Below are 19,783 nucleotides of genomic sequence, written 5' to 3'. Positions count from 1 at the left end.
CACACGCAGCGGCAGCGCTCCGCCATACACGGCGGCAGCGCTCTCCATCACGGTGACAGCGCTCTGCCGAACGCGGCGACGGAACTTCGGCAGGCGCGGCGACAACGCTTCGGCACCCGCGGCGCAAGCGCTTCGCCCCACACCGCCCCACTGCTCCGACATACCCTGCAACGGTGAAGGTGTTCTCGACCAAGGCGATGGCCGTGCGGGCCGTGGACCTCTGCGTGGCACTGCTGTACGAGCCGCCATCCATCGCCTCGGTAACCCACGTCCTACGCGAACACGGCGAAACCGGAGAACTCCACCTCACCGACGACGACATAACCGCGATGCGCACAGCAGCGGCACACCTGCGCGACGTACTGGCCGCCGCCACCACTGGCGAGGCGGCGGCCCAGCTCAACCAACTCCTCGCACACTCCGCCCGCCCTCCCCGCCTGACCAGCCACGACGGCACCACCAGCTGGCACCTGCACGTCGACAGCGCGGACGACGCTCCATGGGCGGAGTGGTTCCTGACGTCGTCGGCCATGGCCCTGGCAGTGCTGCTCGCCGACCAGCAGCGGATACCGGGCGGGCTGTGCGCGTCGACCGGCTGCGGACGCCCGTACCTCGACGTGGGCGGCGGCAGCCCGCGCCGCTACTGCAGCACCCGCTGCGCCACCAGGGAACGCGTCGCCGCCCACCGCTCCCGCACCTCACCCGCCACCCGCTGACCGCCGCACGTCCGCCCACCGCGGGGCGATGAGCACCGCGACGGCCAGCGCCTGCAGCGCCGCACCGGCCAGCAGCGCGAGACTCACCGAGTACGCGGCCAGCGGCCCCGCCAGCGCCGAACCGATCGCGAACGAAGTGATCTTCAAACTGGCTCCCGTGGTGAAGACCTGACCCCGCAGCCGAGCGGGCGCTTCCCGATGACGTACCGCGAAGAGCGCGGTGAGCTGCGGCCCCTCACCCACCCCCGCCACCGCGGCCCCCACCACGGCCATCCAGTACGTTTCCGAGACGGCCATCACCACCATCCCGACCCCCAGCACCGCCGTCCCCGCCGCCTGCACCCCTTCCCACCGGGAGACCGCGCCGCCCCGTCGAGAGACAACGGCCAGAACGGCGTTGGCCACCAGCCCGGCCGCGGCGGTGACGGCCAGCAACAACGCGCCAAGCCCGCTTCCCCCGCTCACCCGGCCACCGAGCACAGGCGCGGACACGACCATCATGGCCAGCCCACAACACGACACCATGGACGCCGCAGTGGCCCGCCGCAAAGCCCCGTTCGACACGATCGCCCGAAACCCGGCCCGCACCTCGTCCCGAACCACCCGCCACCCACCCACCGCGCGCCGCCCGACCGAGGACGGCTCCTGGCCGCCGGAAGGCACACCACCCGAGGGCGGACGAGAGGAAGCGGCGGGCGGTGCATCGGCCCCTTCATGAGAGGCGTCAGGCAGCGTGCTGGGGGATGCGGCCATCGCAGCCGAGGGCGGTCGAGGGGAAGTGGCGGGCGACGTACCGACCGGAGCCGCTCTGTGAGAGGCGTCAGGGAGCGCGCGAGGGGAAGCGTCGGTCGAAGCCGCCTTGTGAGAGGCGCCAGGGGAAGCGGCCACCCGAGCCGAGGGCAGCCCGAGAGCGGCAGGCAGCGCGACGATCAGCAACCCGACGCTCACCATCACCGCCATCACACCCCCACCAGCGTCACCCCCACGATCACCCACCGACGCGATCACCCCGACCAGCGCAGGCCCAGCCAACCCCGCCACGTTGTAACTCATCGAGTCGAACGCCGTAGCCCGCCCCAACCCCCCGCTCCCCGCCACCACCAGGGGAAGCTGCGCCGTCCACCCGCCCGTGAGCGCCGGCCCGAGCAGCCCGGTCACCACCGCGACCCCCACCAGAACGCCCCCCGGCACCCCCTCCACCATCCCGCCGACCACAGCCATCAGCCCGGCCGCGTACCCGGCCAGACACCACCCCAGCACCCACCCCGGCCGCCGGGCCCGATCGAGCAGCACCCCGAGCAGTGGCCCGCCGATGGCGGCCGACACGGTCAGCCCCGCCAGCACCGACGAGGCCAGCAGCGGCGACCCGGTGACGGCCAGCCCGGTCACGAGCAGCGCGGGCCCGGACATCTCATCACCGGTACGCGCCATCACGGCCCCGGCCATGTAACGGGTCAACATGGCCAAGACGTTACATGAGCACGCGCCGCCTCGTACGTTAGGCAGGCGTCCCCCAGGGAATGAGTACCCGGGCTCAAGTTCCTGAGCTGGGCGTTCACCCATGCCGGGGAGGGGCGGCCTGCACGAACTGCGTGCGTGCAGGCCGACCGGCGGCCCTCAGGCCAACATGACGATCATGCCGGACTCGCGATCAAGCCGAGTCGGCAATCAGGTCGAGCTGGCGATCGGGCAGGGCTGGCAATCAGGTCGGGCTGACGGTCGGGCTGGGCAGGGCTGGCGGTTGGGCAGAGCTGGCGGTCGGGCCGGGATCGCAACCGGGCCGAGCCGACGATCAGGCCGAGCTGGCGATCACCGCGAACCGCGCCCCGAACGGATCGGCCAGGAACGCCATCCGCCCAACCCCTTCCGTGGTCGTCGCCTGGGTCTGCGTCGTCGCGCCGAGCCGCTGCGCCGCCGCCACCGCCGCATCGCAGTCGGGAACCTCGAAGTACGGCAGCCAATGCGGCCGATCACCCGCCTGGAGCTGCGCGAGCCCGGCCGCCGCCGACGACTCGTCGCCCTCCGCGGGCGAGATCACCGGGTATGACGTGTCGCCCATCGGCAGGTCCTCGATCCGCCAGCCGAACACCGACTGGTAGAAGGCGCGGATGCCGACGGGATCAGGCGTGTACAGCTCGACCCAGCCCAGCGAGCCCGCGTCCGTGACCAGCCCCAGCCCCTTGGTCGCGCCCGGCTGCCAGACCGCGAACGACGCCCCGGCCGGATCGGCGAACAGCGCCATCCGCCCCTGCCCCGCGATGTCGTAAGGCGCCGCCAGGACGCTGCCGCCCGCCTGCTCGATCGCCTTCGCCATGGTGTCGGCGTCGGGCGCCTGGAAGTACGTCAGCCAGGCCGGAGCGCCCCGGGCCGGACCCTCCGGGCTGATGCCGGCGACCGTCCGCCCGCCGAGCTGGCAGAAGCGGTAATTCCGGTGCTCGGGACCCAGCGAGACGAGATCCCAGCCGAACAGCCCGGTGTAGAAGGCGGCCGACGCCTCGGGGTCGGGGCTGCTGACGTCGACCCAGCAGGGGGAGCCGGGTAGGTAGTGCGTGGTGAGCATGGCCTGCTCCTTCGCGTGACGAAGCGGTGGGTGGCCTCTTCACCTCTGGTGCGGGCCGAGGGCCGACGCCACTCATATCCGGTGCCCCCCAGCGTTGTACGACCTGTCGATCGAAAAAGTCCCTTCGCTCAAATCGAATAGGTGTTTGAAGTATCGCATACACTCGACCCCATGAAAGCCGCGTTCCAAGCCTCTTTGCTCGCCCTCGACGAGGAGCTCGGCATCGGGCCTCTCGGCGACACCGTCCGCCGCACGCACCTCGACCACGGCGCCTGGATCGACCTGCGCCCGGGCTGGCTGACGGGCGCCGACACCCTCTTCGAACGCCTCGCCGAGCACGTGCCGTGGCGCGCCGAACGGCGGCGCATGTACGACCGGGTGGTGGACGTGCCGCGGCTGCTCAAGTTCTACGACGAGGACGAGCCCCTGCCCGACCCCGTCCTCGCCGACGCCCGCCGCGCGCTCGACGGCCACTACGGCTCCGAGCTGGGCGAGCCCTTCCGTACGGCGGGCCTCTGCTTCTACCGGGACGGGCGCGACAGCGTGGCGTGGCACGGCGACACCATCGGGCGGGGCAGCACGGAGGACACCATGGTGGCCATCGTGTCGGTCGGCAGCCCGCGGGCTCTTGTGCTGCGGCCTCGGGGCGGTGGGGGGTCGGTTCGGTATGAGCTGGGGCATGGGGATTTGATCGTGATGGGTGGGAGTTGTCAGCGGACCTGGGAGCATGCGATTCCGAAGACCTCGCGGCCGTCGGGGCCGCGCATCAGCATCCAGTTCCGGCCTCGGGGGGTGCGCTGACACTGACGCACCGCCGCCGCCCGGCTCAGCCCGGCCTGCGCCCGCGTTGTCGGGTGAGCCGCCTGCGGCCCGGTGCGTGCCCTGTCGTGCGGTGCGGTGTGTCGTGCGGTGCGGTGCGGTGCGCAGGGTGTCGTGCGGCGGTGCGCAGGGTGTCGTGCGGCGGTGCGCAGCGTGTCGTGCGCGTGCACCGCATGCTGCGTGTCGGGTGCCGGGTGCCGGGTGCCGGGTGTCGGGTGTCGTGCCGTCGCGAGGCGCGCCGCCGCAGGGGCTGTCCCTACTTGACCGTCAGCCGGGCCACCCGCCCCTGCTCTCCCGCCGCCCAACAAGACCGATCCTCCGCACAAGCCACTGTGTCGAACGACCCCCCATCGAAACTCTCCCAAACCCTCCCACCCGAGTACGTCACATCACTCCCGGAAGGCCCCACCGCCACGGCGGCGAAGGGAAGCTGAGGAAGCCACGCGACCCCCGACCGATAAGCAGGCGGAGGAACGGACGACGGCTGCCACGAGTCACCACCATCCCGGCTGACCGCCCCGGCGTCAGGCGACTGCTGTTCGGGCCGGTAGTCGCCGCCGACGGCGATGCCGCGGTGCCGGTCGCGGAAGGCGAGCCCGAAGACGCCCCGGGCGGGGTCGCCGCCGGGGATGGGGGCGTCGGTGACCGTCCAGGTGTGGCCGCGGTCGCGTGAGTGGAAGACGCGGGCGCGCGAGGCCCCGCCGCTGGCCAGCCAGGCGTCGCGCCCGCCGGGCGAGGCGACCAGGCACTGCCCGCTGGCCGCGAACCCGGCCTCGCCCGGCAGCGCCTCCGGCATCCCGTCGGACGGGAGCACCTGCCAGCTCCGCCCGCCGTCCCGCGTGGACAGGATGCGGAAGCGGCCGTTGACCGGGTCGCTCATGGCCAGGCCGTGGCGGTGGTCGAAGAAGGCCAGGCAGTCGTAGAACGCCTGCGGTTCGTCGTTCCTGAACGTCTCCGTCCAGGTCCGGCCGCCGTCCTGGGTGCGGTAGACGCGCGAGTCGGTGCCGGCGCCGATGGACAGGGCGACGGCGCGGTTCGCGTCGAACGCCTCGATGTCGCGGAACTGGAGCGCGGACGTGTCGGGCGGGGAGACGTTCTGCCAGGTACGTCCGCCGTCCACGGTCCTGAGCACGGTTCCGGCCGAGCCCGAGGCCCACACCACGTTCCGGCTGACGGGCGACAGGCCGCGCAGGCGCGCGGTCACTCCGGTGTCCTTGAGCTCCCAGCCGAGCCGGGGCGGGCCGGCGGCGTGGGCGGGGAGCGGGGCGGCGAGCAGGAGGGACGCTGACAGCGCGCCTAACGCGATTCGAAGCTTCATGTCGGGCAAACTAGCCCAAAGGATCAACGCGGTCCATGGCCGCCGGATGTCAGGCGGACTGGTGGGCGGTGCCCCACGAGAGCAGGGCCGAGGCGGTGGTGAAGCGGCGGCTGGAGACCGACTCGTCCAGCAGGACGCCGACCAGCACCCGCCCGTCCGACTCGCCCGCGAACGCCAGGCAGTACCCCGCGGCCCTGGTGAAGCCGGTCTTCAGCCCGATCGCGCCCGGGGTGCCGAGCAGGCGGTTGGTGTTGCGCCAGTCGTAGGAGCGGTGCTCGCCGGTGGCGTCGAGGTCGTGCCGGCGGGTGCCGGCCACCTGCTTGATGAGGGGGATCCGCAGGGCCTTGGCGGCCAGGACGGACTGGTCGCGCGCGGTGGAGTAGCCGTCGCCGCGGGGGGTGGGCAGGCCGTCGGCGTTGAGGTAGTGGGTGTCGTTCATGCCGAGCGAGCGCGCCGTCTCGTTCATGCGGGCCACGAAGCCCTGGACGCCCGGCCCGTACGTGCGGGCCAGCGCGTGGGCGGCGTCGGCGCCGGAGGGCAGCATCAGGCCGTAGAGCAGCTCGCCGACCGTGAGGCGGTCGCCGGGGCGCAGGTCGGCGGTGGTGCCGCCGCCGTCCTCCGCGTACGCGACGTCCGCGCGCGTGATCCGCACCACGTCCGTGGGCTTGGCGGCCTGCAGCACCACGTACGCGGTCATGGTCTTGGTCAGGCTGGCGACCGGCATCCGCTCGGCGCCGCTCTTGTCGTACAGGACCTCGCCGGACGAGGCGTCCATGAGGTAGGCGGCGCGACCGTACACGGCGGGCGCGTCCACGTCCATGGTGGCGGCCGAGGGGGTGGTGGCGGCGTGTGCGAGAGCGGGCGCGGTCAGCCCTGTGACCAGGGCAAGAGCGCCTGCCGTGGCGGCCAGAAAAGCTTTCCGATGACGCATACGGCACAGAATGCCGCCCGCCTTGGGGTGGTTTTGACCAAAAAAAGCGAAATTTCGCGCCTTAACCCCCCGAAAACCCCTACAGCGTCGAGAAAGCTGAAAAAAGGTAAAAAATCACAGACGTCCTCCCGTACGTCGTTCCAAGATCCGCGAGAGGTACGGCGGTCACCGTCCGTGCCAGAAGTTGTCCGCGACGCGCTCGCCCGCCGCCAACTCGGAGAACAGGTCCTCCCACAACGGCATCACCTGCTCCGGCCCGTACGCCCGCGACGTCCTGCGCGCCGCCCGCCCCATCCGCACCCGCAGCTCCCGGTCGGCGATGACCCGGTTCAGCGCGGCGGCCAGCGCGTCCACGTCCCTCGGCGGCACCAGCACGCCGTCCACCCCGTCGGTCAGTACGTCCCCCGGCCCCGTCGGGCAGTCGAAGGCGACCACGGGCAGGGCATGCGTCATGGCCTCGATCATCACCATGGGCAGCCCCTCGAAGCGGGAGCTCAGCGCGTACACGGAGGCGTCGGTCAGCTCCTGCTCCAGCCGGTCCGTACGGCCGGGCAGCGACACGTGCCCGCCCAGCCCGTACCGTTCGACCAGCCCGGTGAGCTGCCCCTTGCGCGGCCCGGTGCCGAAGATGCGCAGCCGCCACTCCGGATGCTCCGCCACCACCTGCGCGAACGCCTCGATCAGCAGGTCGAACCCCTTCTGCGGCACCAGCCGCCCGGCCGCGATCACCACGGGCTCGGCCTGCCGGGAGGGCCGCTGCTCGACCTTGTGCACCGCGTTCGGGATCTGCACGATCGGGGTCCTGGGCAGCAGCCGCTGGTACTCCAGGCGGTTCGTCCTGGTCAGCACGGTGATCGCGTCGAAGCGGTGGTAGTGGCGGGCGATCTCCCTGCGGATGGTGTCGGGGTAGGCCGACAGGTTCATGTGCTCCTGCGCGACCCGGATGACCGTCTTCTGGGCGCGCCGGGCGGAGATCAGGTTGAGCGCGGGACGGGTGGTGACCAGGATGCCGTCACGCAGCCCCGAGACGTACTCCATGGCGGCCCACTCCACCCGCTCGGTGAAGTAGTCGGCCGCGAACTCGCCGCGCGGCACGATCTTCCCGCGCACCCGGCGCCACGCCTTGCGCGCCACCGAGTCGGGCTGACGGCCGCCCCGCTGGTCGACCAGGGTGCTGACGGTGATCCGGGGGTCCAGCCTGAACTGGGGGTTCTCGCGCCGCCGTACCAGGCTCACCAGCTCGACGTCGTGGCCGGCGGCGGCCATCGCGTTCGCCTGGTTGACCACCGTGCGGATGGTGCCGCCCATGCCGAAGGCGTGCAGCATGAGGTAGCGGATCTTCACGGGCGGCGCTCACGGCGCGCGCGGCCGGGCACTCCGGCGTCCGGACCAGCGGGAACGGGAACTCGGGGCCGATTCATGCAGAGGCAGACTACCCGGCGTTCCTGGCAGTTCCCTGGGAACGCCGAAGCAGGGGCTCCCGGCAGCCGCCGGGTTCGCCACCCCCGGCCCCGATGATCAACTAGCCTGGCGGGTGACGAGGCGAGCGCGAGGCGAGGGGTGCGGCATGGACGGCGTACGGCCGGCGGACGAGGTGGTTCTGGGCAGGGTCGCCGAGCACCTGAGCGCCGCCACGGGACAGCCGTGGGAGGTCCGCGACGGCCTGGCCAAGGGCCCCGGCACGCTCGCCGTCCGCCTCGGCGCCGACCACACCGGCAGCCCCGCGCACCTCGACCTCGACTTCGTGCTCAACGTGGACCGCCCGCAGGACACCACGGTCTCCGACTGCGTGACCGGCTACGGCGCCACCGTCGAGGAGTCCGTGGACCGGGCGATCCGGATGTGGCTCGGCACGACCGGCGGCGCCCTGCTGGAGCTGCTCGTCCAGGACGGCTCCCACGCCGCCCACTTCGCCCCGGACGACCCCGACGGCTTCCCCGGCTGGCACGCCATCCACGGCGGCATCGTCGGCTGGGGCACGGGCGACGAGCACGACTCGGTGCAGAAGTGGGCGGTCCAGCACGTCCTGCTGCCGCACCTGGCGCCGGCGCTCAAGGGCACGCTCGAACGGGAGCACCTGGTGGGGGTGAAGGCGTTCTTCGGCGGCGGGGACGGCACGGAGACGGCCGAGGTCCGGGTGAACGGCGTCTGTCACGAGGCGGGGTCGCGGGCGCTGGCCGAGCTGGAGTGGCCGCGCCCGGCGGGCGGCGTCTCGTACGCCCGCACGTTCGTCCTGCTCGTCCACCAGGAGTGACCCGCACCAGAGAGTGAGCCGCACCAGGGAGCGACCCGCGCGCCCGCACATGATCACGAGCCGTTAGCCTGGCCAGATGGCGCTGCGGGCGAACCTCATCGTGATCTACACCGGCCGGGTCGAGGAATGCCGGGCGTTCTACGGCTCACTGGGCCTGGACTTCCGGCCCGAGCAGCACGGCGACGGCCCACGCCACTACGCCGCGGTGCTGGACGACGGGCTGGTGGTCGAGCTCTACCCGGCCGCCCCCGACCGGCGGACCGGACGGGTGCGGCTCGGCTTCGAGGTGGACGACCTGCAGGGGTTCAAGGCAGGCAGCCACGTGCTGGAGGACCCCGACGGGCGCGCCGTCGAGGTCCTCGTGCGCGACGGTCACTGACCGGCGAGGCCCGTGTGCGCCACACCCCGGACGATCTGCCGCTGGAACATCACGAACACGACCAGCAGCGGCAACCCGGCCAGCACCACCGACGCCATGATCTGCGCGTACCGGAGCCCGAACGTCCCCTGCACCACGTTCGCCAGCCCGACCGGCAGCGTCATCGTGTTCGGGTCGGTGGAGACCAGGAACGGCCACAGGAAGTTGTTCCAGGTGGTGATGAACGTGAAGATCGACACGGCGGCCAGCACCGGGCGTGACAGCGGCAGGACGATGGTGAAGAAGACCCGCCACCGCCCGGCCCCGTCCACGAAGGCGGCCTGCTCCAGCTCGGGCGGCACGTCCTGGAAGAACTTGAACAGGATGTAGACGATCAGCGGCGCCGCCACCTGCGGCAGGATGATGGCCCACCAGGTGTCCACCAGCCCCAGCGTGACCATCTCGGCGAACAGCGGCGCGATCAGCACCTGCGGCGGCACCATGATCCCGGCCAGGATCAGCGCCAGCAGCGCCCGCTGGCCCCTGAACTGGGTGCGCGCGAACCCGTACGCCGCCATCGCCGAGAACAGCACGGTCAGGAACGTGACGATCACCGCGGTGACGGTGGAGTTGATCGCCCACTTGACGATGCCGCCGGTGCCCAGCACCAGCGCGTACGAGTCGAAGGTGATCTCGCTGCCGAACCACTCCAGCGGCAGCTTGGTGGTCTCGTCCTCCGGTTTGAGCGAGGTGGCCACGGCCCAGAGGACCGGGGCGAGCCAGATGGCCGCGAGGATCAGGGCGATGACGAGCAGGATGAGCTGGCTGACGCTGAACCGCTTGGTCACGACGCGGCCTCCTCGCGCTTGCGGAACAGCCGGAGCTGGCCCAGGGAGACGATGACGATCAGGGCGAACAGGATGTACGACACGGCCGAGGCGTAGCCGGTGCGGTAATCGGTGAAGCCGACGTCGTAGGCGTACTCGATGATCGGCCGGGTGGAGTCCTGCGGCCCGCCGCCCGTCATCAGGTAGATCTGGTCGAACACCTTCAGCGAGGCGACCAGTTGCAGCACCACGATGAGCGCGGTGGTGCGGCCGAGCAGCGGCAGGGTGATGGAGCGGAGCTTGTCCCAGGCGGAGGCGCCGTCGATGGCGGCGGCCTCGTACAGGTGCTGCGGGATCGACTGCAGGGCGGCCAAATAGAGCAGGAAGTTGAAGCCGACCGTCCACCAGACGGTGGTCAGCACCATCGACCACATGGCCACGGCCGGGTCGCCCAGCCACAGCACGTCGGTGCCGAGCGTGCCGTTGATCAGGCCGTAGTCGGGCGGGTAGATCATCTGCAGCCACAGGATCGACACGACCGCCGACGGCAGCAGGAACGGCCCGAAGAACGACAGCCGCCACAGCCACTGCACGAACCGCAGGTTGTGCACCAGCAGCGCGAACACCAGCCCGAGGAACACCAGCGGGATCGTGCTCAGCACGGTGAAGAGCACCGTGTTCCACAGCGAGCGCCACATGCGCGGGTCGCCGAACGCCTCCACGTAGTTGTCGAAGGCGACGAAGTGGTTGTTGCCGCCGGCGATGTTCACGCTCGACAGGCTCATCTGGAAGCCGAGCAGCGTCGGCCAGACCAGGAAGGCCAGGTAGATCAGCAGGAACGGCGCGACGAACACCATCCCGTGCTGGGTCCAGCCGCGCCGGACCTTGGGCGTGGCGACGGGGGCGGCGGTCGGCGGGGCGGCGACGGTGGTCGTCATCAGCGCTCCTCGTCGGGGAAGGGGTCCGGTGCGGTCAGCAGCCGGTTCATCGCGGCCTTGGCGGCGGCCAGGCCCTCCTCGGGCGTGCGCGACCCGCCGATGATCGGGGAGAACGCCTCGCCGAACTCGATCCACATCCGCGAGGCCGAGCCGGCGAACCACACCTGCGGGTCGAGGGCGACCTCGGTGATGACCGAGCGGTACTCCGACTGCGGCTGCAGCGCGAGGTAGTCGGGCTCCTCCAGCGCCGGCAGGTACGCGGGCACGTGCCCGGCCACCGCCCAGTCGGCGCTGTTCTTGACCAGGTAGGCGATGAACTCGTACGTCGCCCGCTCCACCTCGGGATCCCGGTCGCGCTGGTGCGGCAGCACGAAGGCGTGACAGTCGGCCTGCGCCGACCATCCGCCGAAGACGCTGGGGAAGCGGGTCATGCTGAACGGCGTCTTGCGTTCCTTCAGCCCGGTGGTCTCCCAGTCACCGTTCCACAGGAACGCCGCCTCGCCGTTGGTGAACTTGGCGACGGAGGCGCCGTAGTCCGTACGCCAGTCGCACAGTCCTTCCTCGCCGAGCCGCCGCATCAGCCGCAACGCGTCGAGGGCCTTGGCGTCGTCGATGGCGATCTTGGCGTTGTCCGGCGTCAGCAGGGACCCGCCGCTCTGCGAGTACAGCGACCACCACACGCGCCAGGGGCCCACGGTGCCCAGGCCGAGCGCGTCGAAGGCGAGCGGCGGCTTGCCGCCCATCACCTGCTTGACCTTGTTGAGCTGCGCGATCAGCTCGTCCACGCCCTTGGTGGGGGTGAGCTTGCCGTCGGGGCCGAGCACGCCGGCCTTCCCGCACAGGTCGGTGTTGTAGTACAGCACCATCGGGTGGGCGTCGAAGGGGATGGCGTACAGGACGCCGTCGAGCTGGGCGCGCTCCCAGATCGGCGGGCTGAAATCGGCGGCCCGCAGGCCGACCTCCTCCATCAGCCTGGTGTTGATGGGGTCGAGGATCCGCCCCGCGCCCATCCCGGCCAGCCGGGCGAGGTGGAAGGTGGCCAGGTCGGGCGAGCGCCCGCCGGAGCCCGCCATGGCGATCTTGGTGTAGTACGGCTCGCCCCAGGCGAGCACGTTCTCCTCGACGAAGGTGCCGGGAACGTCCTTGGCGAACGCCTGGACCATCTTGTTCATGATGATGCCGTCGCTGGCGCCGAGGAAGTGCCAGTACTGCACGCGGGTCTGGGACGAACCGAGCCCCACGGGGATCGCGCATCCCGTGGCGGCGGCGCCGAGCAGTGCGAGGCTGCCGCCGAGAAGGTGCCGGCGGGTGATATCGGGGGGACCGTGCACTGGGGCCTCTTCCTTCACCGAGCTATCGCTTGGCCATGTTCTCGCTAACATCTAGAGGGTTCAGGGCAGCCATGAACGGGCCTTTCGCGCGCGGCGCGAAGGCGACAGGGCGAGCCGTCCGGATCTCGGCGGCCGCCGCGCGGACCCCGTTGTTTCAGCGGGGTTACCCGAGTGTTAGCGGTAACAAGCAGCATGTCAAGGGTCCGCCCGCAACCGGTTGCGGCGGTCCGCACCCCCTTGACCCACTCCTGTGATAACGCTAACAATCGGGACCACGAAACGCCCGAGAAACAGGGAGCCCCCTCCGTGCATCAGGCCAGACTCACCCTCGACCCCGCCTTCAAGGTCGCCCCCGTACGGCGGCGCACCTTCGGCACGTTCGTCGAGCACCTCGGCCGCTGCGTGTACACCGGCATCCACGAGCCCGGCCACCCCACGGCCGACGAGGACGGCTTCCGCCGCGACGTCCTCGACCTCACCAGGGAGCTGGGCGTCTCCACCGTCCGCTACCCGGGCGGCAACTTCGTCTCCGGCTACCGCTGGGAGGACGGCATCGGCCCCGTCGCCCAGCGCCCGCGCCGCCTCGACCTGGCCTGGCACAGCACCGAGACGAACGAGGTCGGCGTCGACGAGTTCGTCCGCTGGTGCCGCAAGGCCGGCGTGGAGCCCATGATGGCCGTGAACCTCGGCACCCGAGGCCTCGCCGAAGCCCTCGACCTGCTCGAATACGCCAACCACCCCTCCGGCACCACCCTGTCCGACCTGCGCGTCGCCAACGGCGCCAAGGAGCCGCACGACATCAGGATGTGGTGCCTCGGCAACGAGATGGACGGCCCCTGGCAGACCGGCCACAAGACGGCCCGCGAGTACGGCCGGCTGGCCGCCGAGACCGCCCGCGCCATGCGCATGATCGACCCGGAACTCGAGCTCGTCGCCTGCGGCAGCTCCAGCTCCAGCATGCCCACGTTCGGCACGTGGGAGGCCGAGGTGCTGGAGGAGACCTACGACCTGGTCGACTACATCTCCTGCCACGCCTACTACCAGGAACGGGACGGCGACCTCGGCAGCTTCCTGGCCAGCTCGGCCGACATGGAGTACTTCATCTCCTCCGTCGTGGCCACCGCCGACAGCGTCGGCGCCCGCCTCAAGTCCCGCAAGAAGATCAACATCTCGTTCGACGAGTGGAACGTCTGGTACATCTCCCGCTTTCAGGACGCCGGCGCCCCGCAGGACTGGCCCGTCGCCCCGCCCCTGCTGGAGGACCACTACCACCTGGCCGACGCCGTGACGTTCGGCGGCCTGCTGATCACCCTGCTGCGCAACAGCGACCGCGTCACCGCCGCCTCCCTCGCCCAGCTCGTGAACGTCATCGCGCCCATCATGACCGAGCCCGGCGGGCGCGCCTGGCGCCAGACCACCTTCCACCCCTTCGCCCAGGCGTCCCGCCACGCGGCCGGCGACGTGCTGCGCGTGGAGCCGGACTCGCCGGTGTACGAGACGAAGGCGTACGGGGAGGTGCCGCTGCTGCACGCGGTCGCCACCCACTCCGCGGAGGGCACCACGTTGTTCGCCGTCAACCGGTCGGTGGACACGCCGCTGTCGCTGGAGATCGACGCCCGGGCGCTCGGTGGCGTCCGCATCGTCGAGGCCAGCACACTGACCGACCCGGACGTCTACGCCGGTAATTCGGCCGACGAGCCTGGGCGGATCACGCCGCGCGCCAACGGGGACGTGGAGGCCGATCCGCTGCGGGTGCTGCTGCCCCCGGTGTCGTGGAACGTGATCCGGCTCGCGTAGCGCGGCGCGCGCCTCCGCCGGACGGCGCGGCGGCGCGTCAGGCCGTCTGACGAGGCGGCGCGGCGCCGGTGCTCTCGCGGACGACCAGCTCGGGCTCGACCAGCCGCCGCGCCTCCGGCTCGGCCCCCGCCATCCGGTCCAGCAGCATGTGGAACGCGTGCCGCCCGACCTCCCCGAAGTCCTGCCGTACGGTGGTCAGCGGCGGCCAGAAGTACGCGGACTCGGGGATGTCGTCGAACCCCGCCACGCTCACGTCCTCGGGCACCCGCCGCCCCGCCTCCCGAAGCGCCCGCAGCACGCCGAGCGCCATCTGGTCGTTGGCCACGAACACGGCGGTGACGTCGGGGTCGGTGGCGAGGCGGCGGCCGAGCTGGTAGCCGGAGCGGGAGCTCCAGTCGCCGCGCAGCACCTCGGGCACCGGCCGCCCCGCCGACTCCAGCACGCCGCGCCAGCCCTCGATGCGGCCGTTGGCGTCGAGCCAGTCGGCGGGCCCCGCCACGTGCCACACGCTGTGGTGGCCGAGGCTGAGCAGGTGGCGGGTGACGCGGGCGGCCCCGGCCTGCTGGTCCACCTTGGCCACGGGGACGGGGATGTCGTCGCCGGCGTCCACCGCGACGACCGGCATCTCGGGCGGCAGGTGACGCAGCCCGTCGGCGGCCGACTCGTGCGGCGCGACGATGATCACGCCGTCGACCGCCTGCGTGCGCAGCCGCTGTACGCCCTCCTCCATCGACCTGCGGTTCAGTGAGCTGAGGCTGGCGATGCTGACGTTGTAGCCGGCGTGCCTGGCGGCCTGCTCGATGCAGTAGAGCGTGGAGGCGGGGCCGTACAGGGTGGTGTCGATGCTGACCACGCCGAGCACGCCGGAGCGGCCGGTGACGAGCTGGCGGGCGGCCTGGTTGGGCCGGTAGTCCAGCTCGCGGACGGCGGCCAGCACGCGGGCCCTGGTCTCGGCGCGTACGAGATCGGGCGTGTTGAGCACGCGCGAGACGGTCATCGTGGAGACTCCGGCGAGCACGGCGACGTCCATCAGCACCGCAGGCCTGCCCGGTTTGGATTTCACCGCGGCTCACCCCCTCAGCGGTAACGCTAACAGGCGGAAGGGGCGAGCGCGCGATCATTATGGGCGGGTCGCCGAGCAGGCGCCGGGACCGTGCCCGGCGGGACCGCACCCGGCAAGCCGCCGCGCGAAGGGCTTCGTCAGACGGGCCGAATCGACCACTGCTGGCAGTTGTTGCCGAGCCAGCTCCACTGCCGCACGTCCGTCCCGTCCGCCGTCCCGCAGTCGGCCACGTCCGCGACCTTGCCGGTGGCCGCGTTGACGATCCGCACCCACCCCCCGGACGCCGTGTACACGAGCCGGAACCGCTGGCACGTGTTGTTCAGCCAGCTCCACTGCCGGATGTCGGTGCCGTCGGCGGCGGCGCAGTTGGCGAGGTCGGCGACCTTGCCGGTGGCCACGTTCACCAGCCGGCTGGTGTCGTCGGCCTGATCCTCGACGCGCCACCGCTGGTTGGCGCCGCCGTTGCAGGTCCACTGCTGGATGTTCGCGCCGTCCGCCGTCCCGCCGCCCGCGACCTCCAGGCACTTGCCGCTGTTGCGGTTGACCAGCGTGTACGCGCTGGGCGTGGCCGCCGTCTCACCGGCGGGCGCGGCCAGGGAGACGCCCGTGGCGACGGGGGCGCCGAAGTTGGGCGTGCCGTCGGCGTTCCAGGTGAACTTCTGCGCCCGGGTGGTGCGGTTGTTGTCGCACCCGCCGCCGCTGGAGCTGTTGGCGTGGTAGACGATCCAGCTCTCGGCGCCGTTGGGCGAGGTGAAGAAGCCGTTGTGGCCGGGGCCGTACACGCTGCCTGAGCGCTGGAACACCGGCGTCGCCTTCTTCACCCAGCTCGACGCGCTGAGCGGGTCGCCGCCGTTGTAAGTGAGCTGCCCGAGCTTGTAGTCGGGCCCCCAGCAGGCGCTGGCCGAGTAGATCACGAACGTCTGCCCGCCGCGCTGCAGCGCCTCCGGCCCCTCGTTGACCGTCCCGCCCTGCGTCTCCCAGCCGTAGGTGGGGCTGGAGATCCGGCTGAACGTGCTGGAGCCGAGCGTGTACGGGTTGCTCATCGGCGCGATCACCAGGCTCTGCTGGCTGCCCGCGACGAAGCCGCTGCCGAGCAGGTACAGGGAGCCGTTCAGGGTCATCGGGCTGGCGTCGATCAGCCAGCCGCCCGGCGTGAGGTTGGAGCCGGACAGCATGTTCCGGTACGTGTACGGCCCGAGGGGGTCGCTGCCCGCGCTCTCCAGCACGTGGGTGCGCTGGCTGTCGCAGCAGGCGGCGCCGACCGCGCCGGCGGAGTAGTAGATGTACCAGCGGCCGTTGAACTGGTGCAGCTCAGGGGCCCAGAAGTTGGTGCCGCGGGAGGCGGTGGCGTCCTGCCAGACCTGGATGCTCGGGGCGGTGCCGAGGCCGCCGAGGGTGGGGGAGCGGCGGACGACCAGGGTGTTGGTGAAGCTAGTGGTGATCAGGTAGTAGTTGCCGTCGTACCAGGTCAGCCAGGGGTCGGCGCCCTTCTGGGACTTGATGGGGTTGGTGTAGGAGGTGGCCGCCTGGGCGGGCGCGGTGCCGGGGACCACCAGGGCTAAGAGGAGGAGCGACAGGGCTGCCAGGATTCTGCGGAGCATGGCGGGACTCCTTGGTAGCGCTAACATTTCGCGGCGTTTTTGCGGAGGTGCCGCGATTGTTAGCGCTCACGCAGGGAGTGTCAACGGCAACTGAAACTTTCACCTCCCTGTTGGAACCCCAACTGCGCTCCCTATCGTTGATCAGCCTGATGATCCCTAGGCTAAAGAGGAATCCTTGTCCCGATTAGCCTTCCTGGCCGCGATCGCCGTCCTGATCACCGGATGCGCGGCCACGCCGCCCGCACCCGTGCCCACGACCTACGTCCCCTCTCCCTACTTCAGCCCCTCCCAGGAGATGGCCGACGACGATGGGGACGACGAGTTCATCCAGATCTGCGCCCGCAAGAAGACACGGGTCAGGGTCAGTAACCGGCCCTGCGACGACGCGGAGCCGGGTCACGCCTGGTACTTCCTCCCGGTGGACGAGCACGTCCCCGCCACGGGCAGGAAGGCGAAGAAGGGCTCGTTCAAACGGCCGGACGGCATCACCTACCGCGCGCCCGCGAAGGGCGGCCTCGGCAGGGCCGTGATGATCGAGGACGAGTACGTGGACTACGTGGAGGTGTGCACCCTGAAGCGCACGCGCGTCAGGGCCTCGGACGTCAACTGCGACCACGGCGAGAAGGGCTACGCCTGGTACTACATCCGCATGGACGGATACGTGCCGCCCATCGGGAAGAAGGCGGAGGAAGGCTCCTTCTTCACGGTGCCGTACGAGGACCCGTACCGCGCGCGCAGGAAGGGCGGGGACGCCGTGGACGCGGCGATCGGCTACAAGGACGCCGCCGCCGCGCAGGAGGAGGAAGAGGAAGAGGAAGAAGAGGAGTACTGCACCTCGACCATCAACGGCCAGTGCGTGCAGACCAACCGCTGCACGGAGACCGTCAACGGCGTGTGCACCAGGACCGAGGACGGCGCTCTCAGCTCGACCTCGAAGAGGTGCAGCAACGTCTTCGTCGGCAAGCGGTGGACCCAGCGTTGCGGGCGCTGACGTCGTACTACTTGACGGAAGAGGAGTGGGACGACATCGACGCCACCACACCCGAGCCTGAGCCGGTCGCCGAGACACCGGCCACGGAGACGGCCGTCACGGAGACCGCTGTGCGGGCCTCTCTGACCACCCCAGCCGGAACCGAGATCCTTGCCGCGACGATGGCCGAGCAGGCTCGCCCGGCCCCTAAGCGGCCCGCCCGGCCCTCCCGCTCGCGCAGCAAGGCCACGAAGGACGCCGCAACGCCCGTCACGGTTTCTGACGTCGCGGTCTGACCTGCGGAGGTGGGGACAGGGGTTGGACTTCAACCTCTGTCCCGGCCCGGCCGATCGGTACGTCAACATCCGGGCCGGTACGTGAAACAGGTGACGTACCAGGCTCTTGGCCAGGCTGGGTCAGAACGGTCCTCAGCGCGGAGGCATGTTTCTGTGCAAGGACCACCGGTGCGCCATGTCAGCTGCACGAAGCTTCCAGTCACGGGGATCATGATCGGCTGCCTGCCGCCAGGAGCGGTAGTTGGCGATCACGAACTTGTCCAGAACTGTGCCGTCCTGCCATGTCGCAAGCCCACGGCCCCAGTCCTCGGCCTCGTCGATGGAGTGGCCAGCCACCATCAGGCGGAATGCCGCCATAGCCGGCTCCACCCACGCGGCCCCCTTACAGGCCCACGCCCAGTCCACCAGGACGGCGCGGTCCCCGGAGATCAGCACGTTTTCCTGATGGAGGTCGGTGTGCAGGAGGCGATTTCCGACCATGGCGCCCAGGCCGCCGAAGTGTCGTTCCACTCCCTTCGACACGTGATCGGGAAGCGGTACCTTGCTCAACTGCGCGACCGCGTTGGCGAGCAAGGGCAGGTCCGGTGAGCCGGGTCTGTAGTCCGCGTGCCGACCGTTGACGTGCTCGAAGCCGAGCATCACCCAGCCCTCGACGTCGATACGCCACAGCAGCCGAGGAGCGATGCGCGACACCCATGCCACCGTTGCCGCCTCGTTGCGCAGGGAGGCAGCGAACAGCGGCTGATATGCACCCTTGGCGAACACCAGGCCGGAGGCAGTTTCCAAGGTCGCGTTGAAGTCCGAGCGCTGACCCTTGTCCGGTCGCGAGCCGGTCACCCTGCCGGTGTGCTCCCGAACAGCCCGCTGAAGGCCGTACGGCAAGCCGTCCCAGTCGATGTTCGCCACGGGCATGGTCACTTTTCGTCGTCTCCGTCTCCGCTGTCGTCGTCGCTGTCGTGGCAGGGGTGGTTGCAGGTGTTCATGCACGTGGGGGTGCGCTGCCAAAGGTCGTGATCGACCCTGTAACCGGTACGCCCCAGCGCGTCCAGCGTACGAGTCAGCGCGTTGCCGGAACGGATGTCCTCGTTCATGATCGGCAGGTGGTGGATGAATCGGCCGGCCACCTGCTGGCAGAAGTCCGCGTACGCCTTGGTGTGCAGGATGAAGGCGTGCCATCCAGGATCGGTGGCGTTGGAGGGGGCGAGCTTCGCGCCGGAGTTCTGGCCGCAGGCCACCAGGAACACGAGCGTCTGCTCCATGATGCGCTCAGCCAAGGTCAGGTCGATGCCCTCGTCCTTGGCGACACGCCCAGCGAGCTTGTCGAAGAGTTCGGTGGTGATGAGGGTGCGAGGGTTCTTCATGCGCCGCCTTCCGTCGCAGTTCGCCTACGAGGCCCTGGCCGTACCGCCGCTTCGTGACGTGACGGCCAGGAGGGCTCAACCCCAGCGGGGAAGTGCCGGGGAACTACACCCCGGCTGAGGGCGAGTCGCAGACCGGTCGAAGGGGCGGACTCGAAAAACACCTCAGCCGGGGCTGTCTCTGCGCGAGGCCCCAGCCAGCTCATGGGACCTCGTTCAGGGCCTTGACCTGGGCCTCATCCATGACCCCTCCGGCCCAGATCCAAGGGCCGTATTTGTGGCCAACCTCCACCGGCCGGAGTCCGTCGAACCGCCCGTCCTTCGCAGCCCTCTGGAACACCTCGTACGCCAACGCGGAGGTGAAGACGTGCTGAACGGCCTTGCACACCGCCCGGTCGTGAATCGGGATGGTCATCTGGTCGCCGTTCTGTTCAGGCTTGAACAGGCCCTGGCCGACCTCATACTTCCAGTCGCACCAGTACTTGGCGCTCATCAGAGCCAGGCGTTCGGGGCAGGTCAGGTCGCAGAGTTGGACCTGTGTGGTCCTGCCCACCCGACGGACAGCGAGGCAGTAGTCGGAGGAGGCGGGTGTCCTGGCGTCTGAGGATGTCTCGGCACGTGCGGTCATCGGGGTCTCCGTGAAGCG

20 protein-coding genes are annotated in these 19,783 nt (G+C 70.5%); 7 read left to right on the top strand and 13 right to left on the bottom strand.

The window, feature by feature from the left end:
- Positions 1-173: 173 nt before the first annotated feature.
- Positions 174-716 (top strand): CGNR zinc finger domain-containing protein, encoded by a 543-nt coding sequence (locus tag ABD331_RS24335; RefSeq protein WP_344478739.1) that lies wholly within the window; start codon positions 174-176, stop codon positions 714-716.
- Here the strand turns inward: ABD331_RS24335 and ABD331_RS24330 are convergent.
- Entirely contained in the window at positions 699-2,177 is a 1,479-nt protein-coding gene (locus ABD331_RS24330) for an MFS transporter (RefSeq protein ID WP_344478737.1), read from the bottom strand. The two genes, ABD331_RS24335 and ABD331_RS24330, sit on opposite strands and share 18 nt — an antisense overlap.
- 331 nt (positions 2,178-2,508) lie before the next feature.
- On the bottom strand, positions 2,509-3,276 hold the full coding sequence (locus ABD331_RS24325) for a VOC family protein (RefSeq protein WP_344478734.1): 768 nt from the start codon (positions 3,274-3,276) through the stop codon (positions 2,509-2,511).
- A gap of 171 nt (positions 3,277-3,447) precedes the next feature.
- Here ABD331_RS24325 and ABD331_RS24320 point away from each other — a divergent pair, with 171 nt between their 5' ends.
- Complete coding sequence (locus ABD331_RS24320) at positions 3,448-4,077, top strand: alpha-ketoglutarate-dependent dioxygenase AlkB (RefSeq protein WP_344478732.1); 630 nt, start codon at positions 3,448-3,450, stop codon at positions 4,075-4,077.
- A 274-nt stretch (positions 4,078-4,351) separates the two neighbouring features.
- Here ABD331_RS24320 and ABD331_RS24315 read toward each other — a convergent pair whose 3' ends face one another.
- The 3 genes from ABD331_RS24315 to ABD331_RS24305 all read right to left on the bottom strand — a co-directional run bounded on the left by ABD331_RS24315 (position 4,352) and on the right by ABD331_RS24305 (position 7,688).
- Positions 4,352-5,413, bottom strand: a complete 1,062-nt coding sequence (locus ABD331_RS24315; protein WP_344478730.1) for a WD40/YVTN/BNR-like repeat-containing protein — start codon at positions 5,411-5,413, stop codon at positions 4,352-4,354.
- A gap of 49 nt (positions 5,414-5,462) precedes the next feature.
- Positions 5,463-6,344 (bottom strand): D-alanyl-D-alanine carboxypeptidase family protein, encoded by an 882-nt coding sequence (locus ABD331_RS24310; RefSeq protein ID WP_344478727.1) that lies wholly within the window; start codon positions 6,342-6,344, stop codon positions 5,463-5,465.
- Positions 6,345-6,509: 165 nt separating this feature from the next.
- The gene (locus ABD331_RS24305) at positions 6,510-7,688 is read right to left on the bottom strand and encodes a glycosyltransferase family 4 protein (protein ID WP_344478725.1); all 1,179 of its coding nucleotides are present in this window, start codon (positions 7,686-7,688) and stop codon (positions 6,510-6,512) included.
- Between the two features lie 223 nt (positions 7,689-7,911).
- Between ABD331_RS24305 and ABD331_RS24300 the strand changes: the two genes are divergently transcribed.
- Together ABD331_RS24300 and ABD331_RS24295 are read left to right on the top strand one after the other, a co-directional pair.
- Entirely contained in the window at positions 7,912-8,598 is a 687-nt protein-coding gene (locus ABD331_RS24300; RefSeq protein WP_344478722.1) for a DUF6348 family protein, read from the top strand.
- Between the two features lie 76 nt (positions 8,599-8,674).
- Positions 8,675-8,977, top strand: a complete 303-nt coding sequence (locus ABD331_RS24295) for a VOC family protein (protein ID WP_344478720.1) — start codon at positions 8,675-8,677, stop codon at positions 8,975-8,977.
- Here the strand turns inward: ABD331_RS24295 and ABD331_RS24290 are convergent.
- Genes ABD331_RS24290 through ABD331_RS24280 form a run of 3 tightly spaced genes read right to left on the bottom strand, consistent with a single transcriptional unit; the run spans position 8,971 to position 12,052 of the window.
- Complete coding sequence (locus ABD331_RS24290; RefSeq protein WP_344478718.1) at positions 8,971-9,804, bottom strand: carbohydrate ABC transporter permease; 834 nt, start codon at positions 9,802-9,804, stop codon at positions 8,971-8,973. The two genes, ABD331_RS24295 and ABD331_RS24290, sit on opposite strands and share 7 nt — an antisense overlap.
- Positions 9,801-10,721 (bottom strand): carbohydrate ABC transporter permease, encoded by a 921-nt coding sequence (locus tag ABD331_RS24285; RefSeq protein ID WP_344478715.1) that lies wholly within the window; start codon positions 10,719-10,721, stop codon positions 9,801-9,803. The genes ABD331_RS24290 and ABD331_RS24285 overlap by 4 nt, the downstream gene beginning before the upstream one ends.
- A complete protein-coding gene (locus ABD331_RS24280; RefSeq protein WP_344478713.1) occupies positions 10,721-12,052 on the bottom strand; it encodes an extracellular solute-binding protein in 1,332 nt (443 codons plus the stop codon). The genes ABD331_RS24285 and ABD331_RS24280 overlap by 1 nt, the downstream gene beginning before the upstream one ends.
- A gap of 306 nt (positions 12,053-12,358) precedes the next feature.
- Here ABD331_RS24280 and arfA point away from each other — a divergent pair, with 306 nt between their 5' ends.
- A complete protein-coding gene (gene arfA, locus ABD331_RS24275) occupies positions 12,359-13,849 on the top strand; it encodes an arabinosylfuranosidase ArfA (protein ID WP_344478711.1) in 1,491 nt (496 codons plus the stop codon).
- A gap of 37 nt (positions 13,850-13,886) precedes the next feature.
- On the opposite strand, the gene ABD331_RS24270 is transcribed toward arfA, so the two are convergent.
- On the bottom strand, positions 13,887-14,912 hold the full coding sequence (locus ABD331_RS24270; protein WP_425566030.1) for a LacI family DNA-binding transcriptional regulator: 1,026 nt from the start codon (positions 14,910-14,912) through the stop codon (positions 13,887-13,889).
- Positions 14,913-15,049: 137 nt separating this feature from the next.
- Entirely contained in the window at positions 15,050-16,513 is a 1,464-nt protein-coding gene (locus tag ABD331_RS24265) for a family 43 glycosylhydrolase (protein ID WP_344478709.1), read from the bottom strand.
- A 175-nt stretch (positions 16,514-16,688) separates the two neighbouring features.
- Here ABD331_RS24265 and ABD331_RS24260 point away from each other — a divergent pair, with 175 nt between their 5' ends.
- Together ABD331_RS24260 and ABD331_RS24255 are read left to right on the top strand one after the other, a co-directional pair.
- Positions 16,689-17,504: a hypothetical protein gene (locus tag ABD331_RS24260; protein WP_344478707.1), complete on the top strand. Its 816-nt coding sequence runs from the start codon at positions 16,689-16,691 to the stop codon at positions 17,502-17,504.
- Positions 17,492-17,779, top strand: coding sequence for a hypothetical protein (locus ABD331_RS24255; RefSeq protein ID WP_344478705.1), 288 nt, complete (start codon positions 17,492-17,494; stop codon positions 17,777-17,779). Before ABD331_RS24260 ends, ABD331_RS24255 begins: the two co-directional genes overlap by 13 nt.
- Positions 17,780-17,911: 132 nt before the next feature.
- Here the strand turns inward: ABD331_RS24255 and ABD331_RS24250 are convergent, their stop codons facing one another.
- The 3 genes from ABD331_RS24250 to ABD331_RS24240 all read right to left on the bottom strand — a co-directional run bounded on the left by ABD331_RS24250 (position 17,912) and on the right by ABD331_RS24240 (position 19,765).
- On the bottom strand, positions 17,912-18,685 hold the full coding sequence (locus ABD331_RS24250) for a phosphotransferase (protein ID WP_344478702.1): 774 nt from the start codon (positions 18,683-18,685) through the stop codon (positions 17,912-17,914).
- 8 nt (positions 18,686-18,693) lie between these two features.
- Entirely contained in the window at positions 18,694-19,140 is a 447-nt protein-coding gene (locus ABD331_RS24245) for a glycine-rich domain-containing protein (protein ID WP_344478700.1), read from the bottom strand.
- 199 nt (positions 19,141-19,339) lie between these two features.
- Complete coding sequence (locus ABD331_RS24240; protein ID WP_344478698.1) at positions 19,340-19,765, bottom strand: hypothetical protein; 426 nt, start codon at positions 19,763-19,765, stop codon at positions 19,340-19,342.
- Between the last annotated feature and the right edge of the window lie 18 nt (positions 19,766-19,783).

The sequence above is a fragment of the Nonomuraea monospora genome, assembly GCF_039531895.1.
GTDB lineage: Bacteria > Actinomycetota > Actinomycetes > Streptosporangiales > Streptosporangiaceae > Nonomuraea > Nonomuraea monospora.
Note: the sequence above shows the minus strand (reverse complement) of the source record. Positions and strands in the feature narration are given on the sequence as shown.

What these genes read in the sequence shown, in the direction of transcription:
- ABD331_RS24325 (WP_344478734.1), bottom strand. Translation starts at nt 3,276, where the DNA reads ATGCTCACCACGCACTACCTACCCGGCTCCCCCTGCTGGGTCGACGTC.
- ABD331_RS24295 (WP_344478720.1), top strand. Translation starts at nt 8,675, where the DNA reads ATGGCGCTGCGGGCGAACCTCATCGTGATCTACACCGGCCGGGTCGAG.
- ABD331_RS24330 (WP_344478737.1), bottom strand. Translation starts at nt 2,177, where the DNA reads ATGTTGACCCGTTACATGGCCGGGGCCGTGATGGCGCGTACCGGTGAT.
- ABD331_RS24265 (WP_344478709.1), bottom strand. Translation starts at nt 16,513, where the DNA reads ATGCTCCGCAGAATCCTGGCAGCCCTGTCGCTCCTCCTCTTAGCCCTG.
- ABD331_RS24285 (WP_344478715.1), bottom strand. Translation starts at nt 10,721, where the DNA reads ATGACGACCACCGTCGCCGCCCCGCCGACCGCCGCCCCCGTCGCCACG.
- ABD331_RS24300 (WP_344478722.1), top strand. Translation starts at nt 7,912, where the DNA reads ATGGACGGCGTACGGCCGGCGGACGAGGTGGTTCTGGGCAGGGTCGCC.
- ABD331_RS24315 (WP_344478730.1), bottom strand. Translation starts at nt 5,413, where the DNA reads ATGAAGCTTCGAATCGCGTTAGGCGCGCTGTCAGCGTCCCTCCTGCTC.
- ABD331_RS24310 (WP_344478727.1), bottom strand. Translation starts at nt 6,344, where the DNA reads ATGCGTCATCGGAAAGCTTTTCTGGCCGCCACGGCAGGCGCTCTTGCC.
- ABD331_RS24240 (WP_344478698.1), bottom strand. Translation starts at nt 19,765, where the DNA reads ATGACCGCACGTGCCGAGACATCCTCAGACGCCAGGACACCCGCCTCC.
- ABD331_RS24320 (WP_344478732.1), top strand. Translation starts at nt 3,448, where the DNA reads ATGAAAGCCGCGTTCCAAGCCTCTTTGCTCGCCCTCGACGAGGAGCTC.
- ABD331_RS24245 (WP_344478700.1), bottom strand. Translation starts at nt 19,140, where the DNA reads ATGAAGAACCCTCGCACCCTCATCACCACCGAACTCTTCGACAAGCTC.